17 protein-coding genes are annotated in these 17,870 nt (G+C 40.0%); 3 read left to right on the forward strand and 14 right to left on the reverse strand.

Annotated features, from left to right (window positions below):
• Positions 1 to 12: 12 nt before the first annotated feature.
• The 3 genes from AB685_RS01350 to AB685_RS01360 all read right to left on the reverse strand — a co-directional run bounded on the left by AB685_RS01350 (position 13) and on the right by AB685_RS01360 (position 1,970).
• Complete coding sequence (locus AB685_RS01350) at positions 13 to 1,128, reverse strand: PQQ-dependent sugar dehydrogenase (protein ID WP_047968759.1); 1,116 nt, start codon at positions 1,126 to 1,128, stop codon at positions 13 to 15.
• A 103-nt stretch (positions 1,129 to 1,231) separates the two neighbouring features.
• Positions 1,232 to 1,435, reverse strand: a complete 204-nt coding sequence (locus tag AB685_RS01355) for a DUF6501 family protein (RefSeq protein ID WP_047968760.1) — start codon at positions 1,433 to 1,435, stop codon at positions 1,232 to 1,234.
• A gap of 82 nt (positions 1,436 to 1,517) precedes the next feature.
• Positions 1,518 to 1,970 carry a hypothetical protein gene (locus AB685_RS01360; protein ID WP_047968761.1) on the reverse strand — a complete coding sequence of 151 codons (453 nt, stop codon included), beginning with the start codon at positions 1,968 to 1,970 and terminating at the stop codon, positions 1,518 to 1,520.
• A 231-nt stretch (positions 1,971 to 2,201) separates the two neighbouring features.
• Here AB685_RS01360 and AB685_RS01365 point away from each other — a divergent pair, with 231 nt between their 5' ends.
• Positions 2,202 to 2,789 (forward strand): cell wall hydrolase, encoded by a 588-nt coding sequence (locus tag AB685_RS01365; RefSeq protein ID WP_047968762.1) that lies wholly within the window; start codon positions 2,202 to 2,204, stop codon positions 2,787 to 2,789.
• Between the two features lie 49 nt (positions 2,790 to 2,838).
• Here AB685_RS01365 and AB685_RS01370 read toward each other — a convergent pair whose 3' ends face one another.
• Both AB685_RS01370 and AB685_RS01375 read right to left on the reverse strand, forming a co-directional pair.
• On the reverse strand, positions 2,839 to 3,030 hold the full coding sequence (locus tag AB685_RS01370) for a DUF2187 family protein (protein WP_047968763.1): 192 nt from the start codon (positions 3,028 to 3,030) through the stop codon (positions 2,839 to 2,841).
• 276 nt (positions 3,031 to 3,306) lie between these two features.
• Entirely contained in the window at positions 3,307 to 4,170 is an 864-nt protein-coding gene (locus AB685_RS01375) for an alpha/beta hydrolase (RefSeq protein ID WP_047968764.1), read from the reverse strand.
• A gap of 143 nt (positions 4,171 to 4,313) precedes the next feature.
• Between AB685_RS01375 and AB685_RS01380 the strand changes: the two genes are divergently transcribed.
• The gene (locus tag AB685_RS01380) at positions 4,314 to 4,850 is read left to right on the forward strand and encodes a YhcN/YlaJ family sporulation lipoprotein (protein WP_047968765.1); all 537 of its coding nucleotides are present in this window, start codon (positions 4,314 to 4,316) and stop codon (positions 4,848 to 4,850) included.
• A gap of 119 nt (positions 4,851 to 4,969) precedes the next feature.
• Here AB685_RS01380 and AB685_RS01385 read toward each other — a convergent pair whose 3' ends face one another.
• The 9 genes from AB685_RS01385 to AB685_RS01425 form a co-directional block, all read right to left on the reverse strand.
• Positions 4,970 to 6,172, reverse strand: coding sequence for a toxic anion resistance protein (locus AB685_RS01385; RefSeq protein ID WP_047968766.1), 1,203 nt, complete (start codon positions 6,170 to 6,172; stop codon positions 4,970 to 4,972).
• 18 nt (positions 6,173 to 6,190) lie between these two features.
• Positions 6,191 to 6,838, reverse strand: coding sequence for a 5-bromo-4-chloroindolyl phosphate hydrolysis family protein (locus AB685_RS01390; RefSeq protein WP_047968767.1), 648 nt, complete (start codon positions 6,836 to 6,838; stop codon positions 6,191 to 6,193).
• A gap of 429 nt (positions 6,839 to 7,267) precedes the next feature.
• A complete protein-coding gene (locus AB685_RS01395) occupies positions 7,268 to 8,668 on the reverse strand; it encodes an NAD-dependent succinate-semialdehyde dehydrogenase (protein WP_277814271.1) in 1,401 nt (466 codons plus the stop codon).
• Positions 8,669 to 8,984: 316 nt separating this feature from the next.
• Positions 8,985 to 10,193, reverse strand: coding sequence for an MFS transporter (locus AB685_RS01400; RefSeq protein WP_047968769.1), 1,209 nt, complete (start codon positions 10,191 to 10,193; stop codon positions 8,985 to 8,987).
• A gap of 152 nt (positions 10,194 to 10,345) precedes the next feature.
• Entirely contained in the window at positions 10,346 to 10,852 is a 507-nt protein-coding gene (locus tag AB685_RS01405; protein ID WP_053073689.1) for a YusW family protein, read from the reverse strand.
• A gap of 54 nt (positions 10,853 to 10,906) precedes the next feature.
• The gene (locus AB685_RS01410; RefSeq protein WP_047968770.1) at positions 10,907 to 11,563 is read right to left on the reverse strand and encodes a phosphatase PAP2 family protein; all 657 of its coding nucleotides are present in this window, start codon (positions 11,561 to 11,563) and stop codon (positions 10,907 to 10,909) included.
• A gap of 65 nt (positions 11,564 to 11,628) precedes the next feature.
• Entirely contained in the window at positions 11,629 to 13,554 is a 1,926-nt protein-coding gene (locus tag AB685_RS01415; RefSeq protein WP_047968771.1) for a VWA domain-containing protein, read from the reverse strand.
• Between the two features lie 10 nt (positions 13,555 to 13,564).
• Complete coding sequence (locus tag AB685_RS01420; protein WP_047968772.1) at positions 13,565 to 14,437, reverse strand: MoxR family ATPase; 873 nt, start codon at positions 14,435 to 14,437, stop codon at positions 13,565 to 13,567.
• A 569-nt stretch (positions 14,438 to 15,006) separates the two neighbouring features.
• Positions 15,007 to 15,789, reverse strand: coding sequence for a TerC family protein (locus AB685_RS01425; RefSeq protein ID WP_047968773.1), 783 nt, complete (start codon positions 15,787 to 15,789; stop codon positions 15,007 to 15,009).
• A gap of 604 nt (positions 15,790 to 16,393) precedes the next feature.
• Here AB685_RS01425 and AB685_RS01430 point away from each other — a divergent pair.
• A complete protein-coding gene (locus AB685_RS01430) occupies positions 16,394 to 17,758 on the forward strand; it encodes an MATE family efflux transporter (protein WP_047968774.1) in 1,365 nt (454 codons plus the stop codon).
• The last annotated feature ends 112 nt before the right edge of the window (positions 17,759 to 17,870 follow it).

The following is a 17,870-nucleotide window of genomic DNA, read 5'->3' on the forward strand; positions in this document are numbered from 1 at the left end:
ATCTTTTATTTGTTAGTCAGTTGTTAATTCAAGTCTTATCAACTGATCATCATCTGGCCCAGGTGTCCCTCTTCCATCCTTATTATTAGAAATGATATATAGGTAGTTACCATCAAGCAGTATATCACGAATTCGCCCATTTTCATTCCAAAGGATGGATTGCTGGCCAGTGTTCAGCTCAAATTCCCTCACCATTTCCCCTCTGAGGCTCGCTACAAACAATTTTTCTTTTTCAAAAGCTATACCAGAAGGTGCCCATGTATCCGTTTCCGAGTGGAACAGTGGTGCTTCCATCCCTTCGCTCAGTTTATCACCAGTAATTTCTGGCCAACCATAGTTCTTCCCTTTTTCAATTCTGTTTATTTCATCATAAGCGGATGGCCCATGCTCTGACGCATACATCTCTCCTGATTCCATATTCCATGCCAGACCTTGCGGGTTACGGTGCCCATAGCTGTACACATAGGAATCAGGATAAGGATTATCTTCCGGGACTGAGCCATCAAGGTTCAAACGTAGAATGCTTCCAGTGAGAACCTCCTTGTTTTGTGCACTATCCGGTTTATTGGCATCCCCTACTGTTGCATACAATTTATTGTCCGGACCTATTTTCAATCGTCCGCCATTATGGAAGATTGCCCCTTCAATGTCTTCTAAAAGAACATCTTCCTCTACCCATTTATTTTCATGATATTTCAATAATACAATCCTGTTCTTAACTTCCTGCTCCGTCCCGTAGGTATGGTATGCAAATGCCTGTCCGTTTGTCTCAAAATCAGGGTGCAATTCCAAGCCAAGCAGGCCACCTTCCCCATAGACAAGCAATTGTTCACTGAGATCGACATCTTCCCTCTTTAGTCCTCTATCTTGCACCTTAACGATGTGACCGGTTCTTTCGGTAATGTAGAAAGCATCTCTATTTTGGGTGATGGACCACGGAACATTAAGGTTTGTTGCAAATACTTCCTTATTCTTAACGCTATACCTCGGCTGTTGAACCTCTTTTTCCGGTAAAGTTGTCGTCTCTTTCGATTCATTTCCTTTTCCTCTATCTTGTTGTTCCCCTAGATTACAGCTTGTCAAGAAAAGAAATGGGATTAAGCTTGTTAAGAGTAGTTTATTTATCACATATTCACCCCTCTATTCTTTTCCCTACATTTTATGAGTTTAATCCAATTTTTATAGAAAAATACAAAAAAACAAGACGTATTTATTAACGTCTTGTTTCTTCTCATACCTGCTCAAAATATGTTTTATAAAATCCTCCAATATGTCCGCTGTTATCTTTTACAAATATGAACTCTTCTGTTTCATTTTTCACTTCGTAAACTTTTCCGACAGTCAGCATATTACTTACAAGATATTTTTTCGCTTTAGTATGTACACACTTCACTTGTTTTGACGTTTCCTTATTATCCCAGGAATTATGAATCATTCTTTTTGCACCTCCAGCTTCATTCCCCATTATTTTACCTTAACTTTCTCTCGTGAACAATAAGAACCCCTCAGTCAGATGATTAACCTTCTTCTGTTACATCTTGGTGTTTAGGAATTGAATCATCACTCATTATTATGGTTATGAGGTTTCTTTTACCAAATAATAGTAACTTTTCATACATCTCTTCTGGCCGAAAATTCACCAGTCGAATAGGTAGTAGCTTGTTTGTATATATATATGCACAACGAGAAGACCTTCCACTACGTTTAAACACAATTTTACGTATGTCCGATGTGATAATTTCCCTTGAGAAAATGACACTTCTCAAAAACAATATATTATATAGGATAGCAGTTTTCTTTAGCGTAACTTGATAACGAATGAAATAGGAAAAGACAATTAATAATCCAATTGTAATTTGTACAAAACCTCTTCCGTAATTACCATGTAGAAACTGATAGATCCCTTGAACTAACATCAACGACAGAATAAAACTGTGTACAGCTGTTGGATATTTGGCCGAATAAGTCATTGGACACTCCTCCAATTCTTCTAACAAAGGCTATTCTTGGTGTTATGAACTTATATTCCCATTAATATCCCATTTTCATCCTTAAAATTGTGAAAACTAGGTAAAATCTACAATATATATCTTCCCATCCCAACATTTATATAGTGAACTAAGCACATATTCTTGTTACTATGGTTCGTAGAGTGTCCGAAAGTTGATGATTAACACACAACACAAGGAGGAATTCTTATAATGAAAAAACTTATTGCAATCTCAACTGCAGCTGTAGCATTATTTGTAGGAACAGGATTTGATGCGCAGGCAGCAGGATCACATAAAGTACAATCAGGCGATTCGCTGTGGAATATAGGTAAAACGTACGGGGTATCCGTTAAAGATATGCAGGAACTGAACAATAAAAACAACCATTTGATTTTTCCTGGTGAAGCATTACAGTTACCAGAAAAGGTTTCTAAAGAGGACAAAGAAATATTGGCACGACTAGTTCATGCCGAGTCAAAAGGTGAACCTTATGAAGGAAAAGTAGCAGTGGCAACTGTTGTTTTAAACCGTGTAGATAGCGATATCTTCCCTGACTCCATTAAAGATGTCGTCTATGAAACATCTGCTGGCGGAATTTATCAATTTTCACCTGTGGGAAATGGTCAGATAGACAAAGCTGCCGACGAAGAAGCGATTAAAGCTGTAGAAGAAGCTATCGCTTTTCGCGGAGACGGTAGCAATTCTCTATACTTCTTTAATCCGGGTAAAACAAGTGACGAATGGATCCGTACTAGAAAAGTAACAAAAACTATAGGTAATCACGTATTTGCTCAATAATTAAAAAGAGAAAGAGGTGCTGGATTTGATTCCGGCACCTCTTTTTTTCTTAGATTTCTTTATAATTTTTATGGTTAATAACCGTACGAATCGGTTCTCCTGTATTCGGATTTTTCCCTAGCTCCACTATTACAGAGCTATCTCGGACGACAATCACTGTCCCTTTGCTTCCTTTTTTAGATCCTTTATTGATCTGAATCATGTCCCCGACTTGAACATTGACTGTTTTTGTTTCTTCCATTTTTATACTCCACCTTTTGATCAGTTTTTAATAGGCTCTTTTCTTAAAGATTGTTGCTATTCACCAGTAAAAAGTCGGCAATTGGACTTTTTATCAAGAAAAATCGACCTTTGGATTTTTCACCGCTTATCGACTTTTAAATAGGCATGCAGAGTATCCTGTATAACCAAGAAAAGAGCACGATAGCAAGGAATATGACGTTTGGTTTATAAATACGAAAAAGCAACAAAGTTTACGAAAACAGCCTTTTAATATTATTTATCCTTCATTATCCACTTAATTCGTTAAAAACCTTTTTATATGATAAAAAGTTATTTCCCTAAGAACTTCTCTTTCATTAAATAGTTGATGATTTCCTTCATCTAATAAGATACATTCCGAAATAGAATATTTTTTCAACAGGAATGGGATATTGTATCTCCAATCAACTGTCGTATCTTTGCTTCCTTGAATGATGCAAAGTTGCTCATTGTTGCTCGGAAGGTTAGAAAAGTTATCGTACCATTTCTGGAAAGAATGCAGCCAGTTCATTGGCAATTGGGAAAACTGAAGGGGATCTTCTTTTACGAATTTAAGATAGTCCAAATCCGAAGAGTTTTTCCGAAAAGTCCTTTTTATATGCTTCACTTTCTTCCCAATGATTTTAACACCTATTCTGGAAAAAGACCACAAATATGGTTGTACTAAAGGCGCTACCAGAATCGTTTTATAGAATGCTCTTTTCCTACGGCTTATATAATCGAGAACAATGGCAGCTCCTGTACTATGTCCAATAACGGACCTTTGCGTGTCGTTTAGACCTTGAAGTTCATAATGAAGCTGTACTGCATGGAGTGCTTCCGTATAATCATTAAAATTTTTGATGTCGCCTCTTTCACCACGAGAGTGTCCGTGTCCTGGCAGATCAAAGGTGATTATCCCATATCCGTCAGTTAATAAGCAATCAATCAGTTTCGATAATGAACCTGAATGATCAAGATAGCCATGCACTATGGTCACAAGGCCTTTTCTTTCTTTCGGAATAAAGGATTGAACAAAAATATCCAGATCGTTGTGGCAGATTCGATTACTGGCCTGGATGGAATCCCACTTGTCGAGATCATAAAATTCCAAATATGTACTTTTTTCGTATCTTACCATAATCGACCTTCCTCCAACCGGCGAAACCTATTTTATTGTTCGGTTCCATTAATTATCTTACCTTATTATAAACAAAAAGCCGTATAATTTTTCTCTTCTTGTCAAAACATAACGTTAAACGCAAAGAAAGAGGTGCTTAAGTTATGAAGTTGAAAGGTTTAGCCGTCACGGGTCTTGCACTATCAATACTTGTTACAGGTTGTGGTAATGTTGATGATTATGGAACCGCACGACGAGACAATCCTGATGATGCGCTTAATGTAAATTATGATAACATGGGGCGTTATACAGAAAATGTAAGAAATGATGGAGTTAATCCAAGACGTGTGAATGAAACTAACGAGCCTCGCTTAGCTGTTGCAGACGAAGCATCCAAGAGAATTACGGACTTGAATGAAGTTAAGAGCAGTAACGTTCTCGTTACCAATCGTAACGCATATGTTGCAGCGGTATTGGAAGGGCAAAAAAACAAAGAATTAACTAAAGAACTAGAAGACAAAATTGCCAATCAGGTTCGACAATCAGATCCTAATATCCGTAATGTATATGTGTCAGTCAACCCTGAATTTGTGGACCGCATGGAAGGTTATTCTAATGATATCCGTGACGGTCGTCCAATTGCTGGTATTTTTGATGAATTTACGGAAGTCGTACAACGCATTTTCCCGACTTCGAGATAACATTAAGGAAAAACAAGAAATTGAAAACAAGAGGGAATCGCAAAATCCCTCTTGTTTTTTTGTTTGGTTTTTTCATATTTTTTTAAAAGGCAACGTTAGTGAAGATTTATTATGGTATGTCAGTTTCTTTTTGCTTTGGATCGGACTTCAAGCAATTTATTCTTTAAGTCGTTTTCCATCTGAACAAGTTCCAGCTCTACTTGATGGCGCTTTTCACGGCCTTCCTGTTGAATCTGCAACGTTTCTTCCAACGTTTCTATCAAATTCTCTTGCGTTTTCTTCAGTGTTTCTATGTCAACGAGTCCTCTTTCATTTTCCCTTGCAGCGGAAATGGTATTCTGTTTCAGCATTTCGGAATTGCGAAGAAGCAATTCGTTGGTTGTTTCAGATACATTCTTTTGTGTATCAACTGCTTTTTGCTGATTATATAAGGAGACAGCAATAACAAGCTGGTTTTTCCACAGTGGTATGGCAGTGAGAATGGATGATTGGATTCTTTCCACCAATGTTTGGTTGGTGTGCTGAATCATTCTTATTTGAGGAGCCATTTGCAATGTAATCTGCCTGCTTATTTTCAAATCATGCGTCCGTTTTTGGAGTCGATCTGCAAACTGCATCATATCACTTACTGCTTGTACATCCATCTGATCATTCGTTTGCCGTGCCTTTCGGTCTAGTTCCGGGATGGTGGTTGTTTGAATTTCATCAAATTTATGTTCAGCTGCCGCAATATATATGTTTAATGCCTGGAAATAATCTTTGTTTTTATCATACAGGGACTCCAACATAATATTGTCACGTTGAAGAATTTTCTTGAAGCTTTCCAACTGGTCGGAAATCTTATCGATCTCAAAGCCAATTTTACGATATTTAGCAAACAATTGTTGAACGGAGTTGTTGACATTTCCGAAGAGCTTTCCAAAAAAGCCTTTCTTTTGATGTTCAAGCTCCCCAGGTTTTACTTCTTTGATCTTACGCATCAAATCTGACACGACTTCCCCTACTGGTCCGGCATCTTTTGCCTGCACGTGGGAAAGGATAGAGTTTGAAAAAGTGGATAGCTCGTTCTGGGCAGTTACCCCGTAGGAGGAGATTGCATGCTGATCATTATGGTCTATTTGTTTTGCAATTTCCAAAGCGCGAGCCTTGAATTCGTCTGATAAGGAGTCCATCACTTTTTCTTTTTTAGGTTGAGCTTGCTCCTCTGTTTCCTCTTGAGGCATCATCTCGTTTTCCATCTTTGGAGTGGAAAATGGATTGCTCAAAAGATCATTCAAAGTATCTTCTTTTACTTGTTCTTTTAATTTATCATTATTTTTCATTATCAATCACCCCATAAGCTACTTCTTTTCTATAATTTTATTATTCGACTCGATCTGTTGAAAGTTGGTTTGGTTCATAAGCCGTATTTCCGTATTCAAATGAGTCATATCACCCGATAGGACCGACATCATCTCTTTTTCCATGTTCCGCTCCAATTGTTTCAATGCTTGTTCTGTTTCACGAAGTGCAAGTGAAACTTCATGGCTGCGTACCGGCTGATTTAATAAATGTACATATTTCTCTGTAATAATTGCTGATGAATCAAGATGTTGATGGAAAAAATTCTGTGCGGTTCTGTAGCGGACAGGTTCTTTTTCCACCATTTTAATGATTCTGCTTGATATTTTTGAGATTTTTGTGATGGTCTGATAGACAAAGATGGATCGGACCCGGAATCTGGAATTGTTGATTTTCTTTGCTTTTTCCTTTGCTTCCCGCAATTGAGCATGAACATACTTTTTTTCTTTCCGTTCAATCTTCTCTAAATCGTTGCTTGGGAGGAGTTTCCTTTTCAATGCCCAATAACTGAGAAGGAATCCAGCAAAAGCGCCCAATACCCCCAACTGAAGTTGGTTACCCGTCAATAGAAATGCTATAAAAAAACCTACAACCGCTAAATTGAAGGAAACTATTACAATGAAGCTCTGCAACATGAATCGTTTCATTTTTTCATTCCTCACCTTCTAGAGAAATTTCCTAATCTATACCTTTACTTACGAATCTCTAAAGAAAAGGTTTCATTTATGAATACTTTTATTATATAGGATAATGGATAGAATACGAAATGTTTTGTTGTCAAGCAGTTGTGTATAGACTCTAAAAGTAAGAAAAACCGGGCAAAAACCGCCTGGTCCCTATAAAGCTAAAAATTTTTGTTGATTGGTTAATCGTCGCTGTTCCTTTCCGCAAATAGCTGCGCTTTCTGCGGGGCGACCTTGAGCCTCCTCGGCAAGCCTGCGGGGTCTCAAGATTGTCGCTACTCCCCCGCTGGAGTCTTCGCCATTTGCTCCAATCCACAGCTAGAAACCAGTCACTTTTCTTTTTTTCAAACAAAGAACCCTTGATACCATGATCAAGGGTTCGCAGTACATGATTTAAATTCCAATAGAAACATATTTCACTTCCAGATATTCTTCCAAGCCGTGGTGTCCACCTTCACGGCCGATACCACTCTCTTTCAGTCCCCCAAATGGTGCTTGGGCAATAGACGGCCCACCATCATTGACACCGATGATTCCATAATCAAGTCCTTCCGTTACACGATAAATTCTTGACATTTTTTCCGTGAAAACGTAGGCTGCCAACCCGTATGGCGAATTGTTGGCACGTTTGATTACCTCCTCTTCATTTTGAAAGGTTGTAATCGGTGCAAGCGGCCCAAATGTTTCCTCTTGCATACATTGCATTTCATCGTTAACACCTGTGATAACAGTAGGTTCCATGAACGTTCTATCTTTCACCTCTCCACCATACGCAACAGATGCGCCCTTCCCTTTGGCATCACTAAGATGCTCCTTCACTTTATCAAGGGCATCCTCATCAATCAGTGGTCCAATGTCAATGCCTCGTTCCATACCGTTGCCTACTTTCAATTTCGATACCTCATCAACAAACAATGAAGTGAATTTTTCCGCGACACTCTCTTGAACATAAATTCTATTCGCACAAATACACGTTTGTCCTGCATTTCTAAATTTGGATTGGACAAGACCTTTTGCCGCCTTTACAAGGTCAGCATCCTCAAATACGATGAATGGTGCATGCCCGCCAAGTTCCAATGAGAGCTTTTTGACGGTATGTGCCGCTTGCTCCATCAGTATCTTCCCAATTTCCGTGGAGCCCGTGAAAGTCAGCTTCTTCACATCCTGATGTTTCATCAAGGACTCGCCGATCACACTGGACTTTCCTGTTACCACTTGAAGAACGCCTTTTGGTATCCCTGCTTCATCTGCAAATTTCGCTAACAACAGTGCAGTGAGTGGAGTTTGCCCTGCAGGCTTTACAATAACCGTACACCCTGCAGCAAGGGCAGGAGCCACTTTCCTGGTGATCATGGCAGCCGGGAAATTCCAAGGAGTGATAGCCGCCACTACTCCGACCGGCTGTTTTTGGATTAACACACGCTTATCTTTTGAAGAAGAAGGAATGGTTTCCCCGTAGACTCTTTTTCCTTCTTCCTTATACCATTCTACAAAGCTATTGGCATAACCCACTTCTCCAAGTGCTTCCCGGAATGGTTTCCCCTGTTCTTTTGTCAATGTTTCGGCAATCAGCTTTTTATTTTCCTCCAACAACAGAAACCATTTGTTCAGAAGATCTGCTCGCTCATACGCGGTATAATTTCTCCAAGTATGAAAGGCTTCATGTGCGTATTGAACCACTTCTTCCAGCTGATTTTCAGAGATGCTTGGTACCGTACCGATCACTTCACCTGTTGCAGGATTGGTCACCTCAATCACTTCATCGGTGTTTACCCATTCACCGTTTATGTACATTGAATATTGTTCCATTCTTTTCCCTCCTAGCAAAATGTCAGGTATTACTCTTTTAATATATTCACTCTTTATTGGTCATTCCCTTTATTAAAAAGAAAAAACACCGGTTAGGGTGTTTAAGACTGTAGACAAAACCTCATACATTCTGGTTTGTTACATTTAACAGTTGCTCTCCGTTCCAGGCGCTTCGCTTTCCGCGGGCGGTCCGGGAGCCTCCTCAGGCTTCGCCTTGTGGGGGGTCCCCTGTCCCTTCCTCCCGCAGGAGTCTGCGCGCCTTCCTCTGCGATATTGCTTTTTCTACATACTAAAACACCGGTTAGGGTGTTTTTTGTTCGGCTACAGCAACAGGCTGTCGACGCAGTAATCTTAATCCATAGAACAATATTAAGGTCAAGGAAAGAAGTCCGAAAATGATCGCCATCATCTGCAGACCTATCGTATCCAGGAACAAGCCTGTACCAAGCAGGACGACTTGGAAGAGAACACGGTCAAGCATATTACGGAATGAAAAGAATCTGCCATGATATTCTTTTGGAATTTTCGTTTGGAAAATGGTCGCAGCAATTGGAAAGAAGCCGCCGACTGCCAAGCCGAAAAGTCCAAATGAAAACAAGGTCACCGATTTAATATCCGCAAAATAGAGACTTAAATGGGATATTGCGATAAGTGTTACAAAGCCGAACATCAAAGGAATCATGTTCCTGTCATTAGAAATGCGTTTCACTGCAAATGCACCTATCATAAAACAGATTCCTTCAATGGTATAGATAAGACTTTTGATTGTTTGATCATCCTGAATTTCACTGATGTTGATGACCATCAAGTTGAATCCACCGATAAATAGAAACGGAATAAAGGTGAGTATCAAAACAGTTAGAGCAATTGGTGTTTCTCTTAATACTGGTAACACTTCTTTGAAGCTCCCTGCCTTCTTTCCCTTCCCTTCCACCTTCTCCATGCTAGAAGAATCTTCAAAGTTCAGTAGAAAAGTTAATGCAAACAGAATTCCATAAGCGACCATGGAAGCCATATATAAAGATGTCAAGCTCATTACCACAAGCATTGCTCCTGCTAGCGCTGTTCCGGCAATTCTGGAAACCGTGGAGACGTTCATGTGGACACCGTTCATTTCCAATAGGTCCTTATCTTTTACAATCATAGGGATAGAAGACTGTAATGCAGGGAAATAAAAGGCAGCAGATATCTGGATGGCAATCATGAATACGATCATGAAGATAATAGATTGGAACTCTATCGCCATGAACATAAACACAACACTGACCATCCGTCCAAAACCTGAAATCAACATAACTCTTTTTTTACTTGAAGCATCTATTACCCTTCCGGCAATTGGCCCTACGATAACTCCAGCCAGAAGCCCTGCAAACAGGATGAGTGACTTGGCAAAGTCAGAAGGGACCAAAGCCTGCATAAACTCCAAGTTGCCTATAATACCCGTCCACAGCCCTAACCCTGCTATAAACTCACCTATTAAAATTATCCATACATTACGGTTTTTCCACATATTCTTTTCTCCGTTCACTTGTGTTGTTGTAAGAACAACTATATCATGGAACGAATTGATTCGCCACTCGAAATTTCTAACCTGTTTAACTTATTTTCACATATAAAAAACACTTGAATCGGGATAATCCCTTCTTCAAGTGTTTGTATGTTTTATCGTTTATCCTCGTATTTCTTTTTTGTACCATCTTCAAAAGTGACTTCCAATTCGAACTCTTTATAGTCATCCTGAAGCCCGAACACTTCCATTACCTGTGTTATGACTTCCTGGTCGTCTGAGTTGCTGTCGATATTTAACTGCTCCATTAAAGGGGAAAGTTCGGTGTATGCTTCGTCCCCTTTAAGGGAAACTTCATTTAGATCATCCTCGATTTCAGCCTCTCCGTTTCCTTCTGCTTCGTATTCCGCTTCGTATTTCACATCCTTATCATATTCCACTTCAAGATCGAACTTGGTAAAACTGTGACCTGTTCCTCCCTGTTCTTCATCCGTTTGAGACCCTTGGTTTGTTTCATCTTCTGTACCTGTATCCTCATTTTGAGCTGGTGCGTTTTCCGGTGGTGCAGATAAATCATTATTTGTCCCGCAACCCGCAACAATTCCTGCAGTTAATACAATACTCATTACTGCAAGCATCGGTTTCTTCTCTAACCATTCCATTAACCTTCAACTCCTTAAAGTAGTGTAAAGTTATTTTTACCAGATGTATCATATTTACCCATTGTTATGGAACGAAAACAATTTTCTTTTCTTCTGTTCCACTTTTACCAAAATTGCTGTAATCGAAAGTAGCCACGATGCCCCCATTAAAAATCCACCAAGAACATCTAGCGGATAATGGACACCTAGATATACCCTGCTCAGTCCTATTAGTAAAATCAATAATAAGCAGGAAGCAATGACAGATTTCTTAATCCAATCAATCTTAACCATCAAAAGTACCATGATGGCAATTGCGCCGAAGAATGCCATCGAATTCATGGCATGTCCACTAGGGAAACTGTAATAACCCGCTTCAACAATGTGGTCCAAGGGTGGCCTTTCCCTCGTAAATATGCTTTTCACAAATGTATTTAAAAGGCGAACGCCAACTAGGTTACACCATAAGAATACTGCAAATGCCCAATTTTTCTTATAAAGTAGAACGATTGAAATTATGATAAGAACGGGATAAAAGAACAGCCTTGATCCGATAAATGACAGAAAAATAAAGAAACGATCCATCTCTGCAAATTTGTACACACTTTCTCCAATCATACTGTCCCAGGAGGAGACTGCATCGAGCAATGTTAAACCTGCCACCAATAGAAATAGAAGAAAAAGTATGAGACTTGTTTTAAAAAACGCTTCAGGTCTTATTTTAAAAACCATAAATATTCACTCCCGACATAAAAAGGCTAACTCCTTGTATCTTAGAGTTAGCCTAACTGCCTGTTTTATAAACTTTTTAACAATAATTTTTTTAATAATGGAAAGAGTACATCCGGTAGCTCTTCAATATCCGGAACTAGAATACTGTACTTTCCATACATATTTTGAATGGTTTTTACTTGCCCCTCATCAATTTCACCATTGGCCAAAAACACATTAATAACTTCAAGGCCATTCTTTCTTGCTTCCATGACCGCCTGATGGGTATCTACTATCCCGTTCTTCTCATAGTCCATCGCTGCTGGTTCTCCATCTGAGAATACAAGTAGAAACTTCTGCTTTTCGCTTCGGTGTACTAGTCTCTTAGTCATATGCCTGATTGCATACCCATCCCTGTTGTCTTCTTCGGGTTCTAAATGGAGGATCTCAGGGCCTGAAGCAGGTCTTAAACTGGAAGAGAAATCAATGACTGTTTTGAAATAATTCGGTTGGCTTGTGGAGGTCGCATCATTGGTATCCTCCCAGAATCCGACCACTTCATGAGGAACAAATACCGATTTCAATGCTTCATGAAAAAGAGTGATGCCATATTTGGTCTGTTCCATTTTATCAAACATGGATGCGGAACAATCGACCAACAGGGAAAAAACTGCATCGATTTCAATGGATGGATTATCTTTTTTAAAGAAGACTCTCGGGTTGTCATCAGTGAACCATGGTATGAGTTTCTTACTGAGTCTGCCAAACGCAAGATCACTTCTTGGCAGGATTTTTTTGTGTTCCAATGTTTTCTGAATCAACTGCTTCAGCTTCTTTTGATAGGGAGCAACAAACTGCTTATATTCTTCATATTCAAAATTTTGTTCTCTAAAAACAACGTCAGGTTTCAAAAAGACAGGATAGGCGTACTTGTTTTCTTTCCCAAATTCTGCGCCGCTTCCTCCTTCCTTTTTTGAATCGTTTAACACATCCAGCGCTTCAAGCTTGGAATAGTCGTTTTTATTGGTCTGTTGACTCTGGCCTTGTACGAAGCCCATCGCCTGGTCTCCGTCCTCACCTTCTCGTACCCCTTCTCCCATCAGGTCTGTCTTTGTCCCTTGCTCCATATCGAATTGGAGGAAGCTCTTATTGTTGCTCTCCGATTCACGATGCCAGGTCGGTAGTTTGTCTTCGTGGACATCTTCATCGTCATCTTCCTTATCCTTCTGTTTTATATCATCATTTTTCAATTCACTTTTTCTTTTCAACTCATCAAAGGTTGGAGCGGGCTCTTCTTCTTGTCTTTCAGAAAAGTCAGGAAGGAAGAAATAGGTATTAAGCATATCCTTTTCCAGCAGATCTTCCAGGACTTCCACAATAACTTTGATGCTTCTGAAAATATCATCCGTGCTTTTTGCTTCATAACATCTGGATACTTCTTCTCTTATAAAAGGAAGTGCAAGATCGACCTCATGGTTCAATGAAGGCACATCTTCCAACGGGTTATCAGTAGTCAAAAGAAGGTATAAAAGATTATAGAGTGCATCAGTCAGAATATTTCTTTCTGCATTGACCGTCAGCTGGCTGCGAAAGTATTTGCGATACTCCACTCTTCTGACCATGAATGTTCTAGTTGTCCCAGGTCGTTCCCGTTTGCAGTACTCCTCTAGCCTCAGGTCCTCCAATAGCATGAACAACTGCCTGCAAAAACTGCTCAAATGGGTTTTCTTCATGAACACGAACAGTTCTCGGATTACTTTATAATCCGTATGCGGGACGGATCCGATGCTACGTAAATAGACATCACTTTTCATGCCGTGCATTTTTTCGTATTCGGGATGGTTATCCCAGAACAGGCTGATAAAAATTTTATTTACATAAGGGTCATAGTAAGATTTAAACGCGTACTCCACTTCAAGCTCTTTTTTCTTGGAAAGAGAGCTTGCCAAGTCGGATAGCTCCATGAAAAGGAAAGAGTCGATTTTTTTGTCATTAAATACGATTGGTCTCAATGTAAATCCCTCACTCAAACAAAGTTTGTGCGATGTTCAATATGGCCGCTTTTTCTCTATCGTCTTCTAGCTTCTCTACAATACCACGCTGAATGGCACGGATTGGCGGCAAATACACACTAAGGTCACATGTATCTATAAGTGCACGTACGGATGCAGCCTCTTCAGATAGGTTGCCATTCTCCACAAGGGCAATAAGGTCGGATGATAAGGTTACATATTTCTTAAGCAATTTGTCATTGTCCAATCGGGATTGACTTTTCAACACCTGGAATAAAACATCTCCCTGTACATAGGGAACGTCAATGACCACAAACCGATTTTTCAATGCTTCATTCAGTGGAACCGTTCCCACATACCCTTCATTGATGGCAGCAATGACACCAAAGTCCTGTTCTGCTTTTACAACCTCCCCTGTAAATGGGTTGGTAATTGTTTTCCGGTAGTCCAATACCCCATTGAGAATGGGCAAGGTTTCTGGCTTTGCCATGTTTATTTCATCAATGTACAGTAAATGACCTTGTTTCATCGCTTGTATCACAGGTCCTGGTACAAACTCGATAGTTGCTTTCCCATCAACATTATCAATGGTTTTAAAACCGAGTAGAGCTTCAGCATCAAGATCAACCGAACAGTTGATGCTGTGCATAGGCTGATGAAAAATAGAGGACAAAGTTTCAGCCAGCTTCGTTTTTCCGGAACCAGTAGGGCCTTTCAGGAGAACGTTCTTCCCCATCGCCAAGGCGATAATGCTATCGTACAGGACATCATCATCTGTTGCTGTATATCCTGCTGTACCAATCAGAAAGTTGTATTCTTCTTTCCCTCTGAACCTGTTGATCTTCTCTTGGATTTCTGGTGGTAATTGATCTATTGTAAACACGTTTATAGTCTCCTTTTCATCTATTCCTTTTAGTATCTCACATTTAGTGGTTAGTTAAAGATTGGATATTTACAACCTAGTAAGAAAACCGTGCAGAAAAAGCCCGGTCCTTTTAAAGATAAAAACCTTAGTTGTTTGGTTAATCACCCGCTGTTCCTTTCCGCAAATGGCTGCGCTTTCCGCGGGGCGCCCTTGAGCCTCCTCGTTTCACTGCGGGGTCTCAAGATTGTCGCTTCTCCCCCGCTGGAGTCTTCGCCATTTGCTCCAATCCACAGCTAGAAACCAGTCACCTCTGTTAGATATTTTTTAATTATCCTTTGGGCGAATGGTATTATCTTGCTGATTGGAGTGGAAGGCGCGCAGACGCCCGCGGGAGGAAGGGACAGGTGAGACCCCGCAACGGAGTGAGGAGGCTCACGGACCGCCCGCAGGCAAGCGAAGCGCCTGGAACGGAAATCAACGGAATTATATGCTTTCTTATTCTTATAAAAAGGCTGCTGACAATGAATTGTCAACAGCCTAATACATTATATCAACTATTCAAATGTTCTTGAAGTGATATGAATCATTTACTTGATACTGTCCACTTCCTGGACCACTTTGTTCTTTCCAGAGACAATCCATCCACCGACAGCGATACCTATTAAGACAATCCAGAACATCGCTTTAAACAGTGGGCTGTGCGGGAAATGGTAAGGAAGAACGCCGACACTTGGATGTGCCAATGTGTACATAGCCAATTTGAAACCGACCCAACCCACAATCAGAAATGCTGCCGTTTCCAAACTTGGTCTTTCCTTTAACAGTTTAACGAACATCGTAGCTGCAAAACGCATGATCACTACCCCAATGAATCCGCCAAGGAAGATAATGATAAATTGTCCACCATCAATGCCTCCGATTGGAGGTAGGTTCGTTTGTGGCAAGGTCATCGCTAATGCAAAAGCTGCCAAAATGGAATCCACTGCAAAGGCAACATCCGCGACTTCCACTTTGAAAACCGTCATCCAGAAACCGGATTGTTTCTTGGGCTTGTCAACACCGGCAGCATGCTCCACCTTCGCCACTGCAATCCTTCGCCAAATATGATTTAGAGCTATAAACAGCAAGTATGCCGCACCAAGAGCTTGCACTTGCCAAATAGATACTAAGAACGAGATGGCAAATAAAGATCCAAGTCTGAAAACAAAGGCTCCAGCCAGACCGTAAAATAGTGCCTTCTTTCGTGCCTCTTCCGGGAGATGCTTTACCATAATTGCTAGTACTAGTGCGTTGTCAGCAGCCAAGATACCTTCAAGTGCAATCAGGACAAGAAGAACCCAGCCATATTCCAATAATAATGATATTTCCATGGTTTCCTCTCCTTTTAACATAAGCTCTTTTCTCAAAAATTGTTGCTATTCGCTAGTAAAAAGTTGGCAATTGGACTTTATACCGTTTATTACTCTGAAATAAGCATGTAGTCTATTCCGTACAGCTAGGAAAAAGAGCACAACAAGGTATATAACGAGTGATTGATAAATACGAAATAACAACAAAGTTTACGAAAATAGCCTTAACATAACAAAAGCCTTACCTGGAAATCGGTAAAGGCTTTTTACGAACACATAAAAAGACCTTTACCTAGAACTGTCCAATTTCCAGTTTAGGCAAAGGTCTTGCTAACAACATCGTCGTTGCCGATAAAGCCGGTGCTGAATAATTCAGTCACGTCATGACGGCAATATCGTTCTCATAGCTACTCCCCTTTGATTGGGCTTGTGAGTATGTAGTTTTAATATATAACTATTCTAGTAGCTTTAGAGATATGTGTCAACATCTTTGTTGATTAAGGGAAATTTGCACATAATAATAAATAATTCCGAAAAATTATTTCTACACCCTAAATAAAAAATAATATGATATAATCCTTTACAATATTGCACCCTCACTCCAACTTAAAGGTCGTGGCAAGCTATGCATCAAGCTTTTTCCTATAAAGAACGTTTACATGTATTTATTAAAATCGTCGTCCCCATCCTCGTAACACAGCTCGGGCTATTTTCCATGAATCTTTTTGATATCATGATGACGGGAAATGTTGGAGCAAGTGACTTGGCGGGAGTGGCCATTGCAGCAGGACTTTGGGTACCTGTCTACACTGGACTAAGCGGCATTCTACTCTCCATTACACCAATAGTGGCGCAATTGGTCGGAGCAAAAAATACGAATGATGTCCCCTTTTCTATTACTCAAGGAATGTATGTTGCTGGTGCCATGAGTATTGTTGTTATCGGTATCGGAGCCTTATCACTTAATCCGATCCTTTCAGCCATGAGTCTCGAATCTGAAGTAAGACATGTAGCTAAGTACTACCTGGTGGCACTTGGATTTGGAATTGTACCTTTATTTGCTCATACCGTTTTGAGATGCTTTATTGACGCTTTAGGGCATACCAGAACATCCATGATCATCACACTGCTTTCCTTACCGATAAATGTTCTTTTGAACTATTTATTGATTTTTGGAAAACTGGGACTCCCAGCTTTGGGTGGAATAGGTGCAGGTATTGCTTCCGCTCTAACCTATTGGCTAATCACTTTTATTTCATTATATATAGTACTAAGAAAACATCCATTTACAGATTTCCCTTTATTTCAGAAGCTATATCCGGTTTCCCTCTCCAAATGGAAGGAGATCTTGCTTATTGGTGTTCCAATCGGGCTATCCATATTTTTTGAAACAAGCATTTTTTCTGCTGTAACACTTCTTATGAGCTCATTTGATACGGTTACTATTGCATCCCATCAGGTTGCCCTTAACTTTGCTTCGCTTCTATATATGATTCCGTTAAGCATATCGATGGCACTGACTATATTGGTCGGCTTTGAGATTGGAGCAGGACGTATAAAAGATGCTAAACAATACACCATTATGGGAGTGGCCTCTGCAGTCCTGCTTTCCTCCATCTGTGCGGTCTTCCTATATTTTTTCAGAACAGAAGTCGCATATTTGTACACAAAAGACCCTGAGGTTATTGCATTAACCACCGCTTTTCTTTTATACGCCATTTTCTTTCAACTTTCTGATGCCATTGCTGCACCAATACAAGGAGCTTTGAGAGGGTATAAAGATGTCAATGTCACCTTTATGCTTGCCTTTGTATCCTATTGGCTTATTGGTCTGCCAATTGGTTTCCTACTGGCTAATTTTACGGAATTCGGTGCTTTCGGATATTGGATCGGTTTAATATGCGGATTAGCTGCCGGTGCAGTAGGACTAGCATGGCGTTTATACATCCTTCAGAATAGATATATGAAAAAAAACCTCTCCGCAACTTAGCAACGGGTCCAGGCTGTCAGTATTATTGACTACTTCTTCTGCCTTTTAGGTTTAGGTATGAGAATTTAAAGGAATAGCCTTTAATAACTTTTACTTATATTCAGGAGGTCAC

It is taken from the genome of Bacillus sp. LL01 (genome assembly GCF_001037965.1).

Coding starts and splice junctions, on each gene's coding strand:
- AB685_RS01355 (WP_047968760.1), bottom strand. CDS start 1,435: ATGATTCATAATTCCTGGGATAATAAGGAAACGTCAAAACAAGTGAAG.
- AB685_RS01360 (WP_047968761.1), bottom strand. CDS start 1,970: ATGACTTATTCGGCCAAATATCCAACAGCTGTACACAGTTTTATTCTG.
- AB685_RS01365 (WP_047968762.1), top strand. CDS start 2,202: ATGAAAAAACTTATTGCAATCTCAACTGCAGCTGTAGCATTATTTGTA.
- AB685_RS01370 (WP_047968763.1), bottom strand. CDS start 3,030: ATGGAAGAAACAAAAACAGTCAATGTTCAAGTCGGGGACATGATTCAG.
- AB685_RS01375 (WP_047968764.1), bottom strand. CDS start 4,170: ATGGTAAGATACGAAAAAAGTACATATTTGGAATTTTATGATCTCGAC.
- AB685_RS01380 (WP_047968765.1), top strand. CDS start 4,314: ATGAAGTTGAAAGGTTTAGCCGTCACGGGTCTTGCACTATCAATACTT.
- AB685_RS01385 (WP_047968766.1), bottom strand. CDS start 6,172: ATGAAAAATAATGATAAATTAAAAGAACAAGTAAAAGAAGATACTTTG.
- AB685_RS01390 (WP_047968767.1), bottom strand. CDS start 6,838: ATGAAACGATTCATGTTGCAGAGCTTCATTGTAATAGTTTCCTTCAAT.
- AB685_RS01395 (WP_277814271.1), bottom strand. CDS start 8,668: ATGTACATAAACGGTGAATGGGTAAACACCGATGAAGTGATTGAGGTG.
- AB685_RS01400 (WP_047968769.1), bottom strand. CDS start 10,193: ATGTGGAAAAACCGTAATGTATGGATAATTTTAATAGGTGAGTTTATA.
- AB685_RS01405 (WP_053073689.1), bottom strand. CDS start 10,852: ATGGAATGGTTAGAGAAGAAACCGATGCTTGCAGTAATGAGTATTGTA.
- AB685_RS01410 (WP_047968770.1), bottom strand. CDS start 11,563: ATGGTTTTTAAAATAAGACCTGAAGCGTTTTTTAAAACAAGTCTCATA.
- AB685_RS01425 (WP_047968773.1), bottom strand. CDS start 15,789: ATGGAAATATCATTATTATTGGAATATGGCTGGGTTCTTCTTGTCCTG.
- AB685_RS01430 (WP_047968774.1), top strand. CDS start 16,394: ATGCATCAAGCTTTTTCCTATAAAGAACGTTTACATGTATTTATTAAA.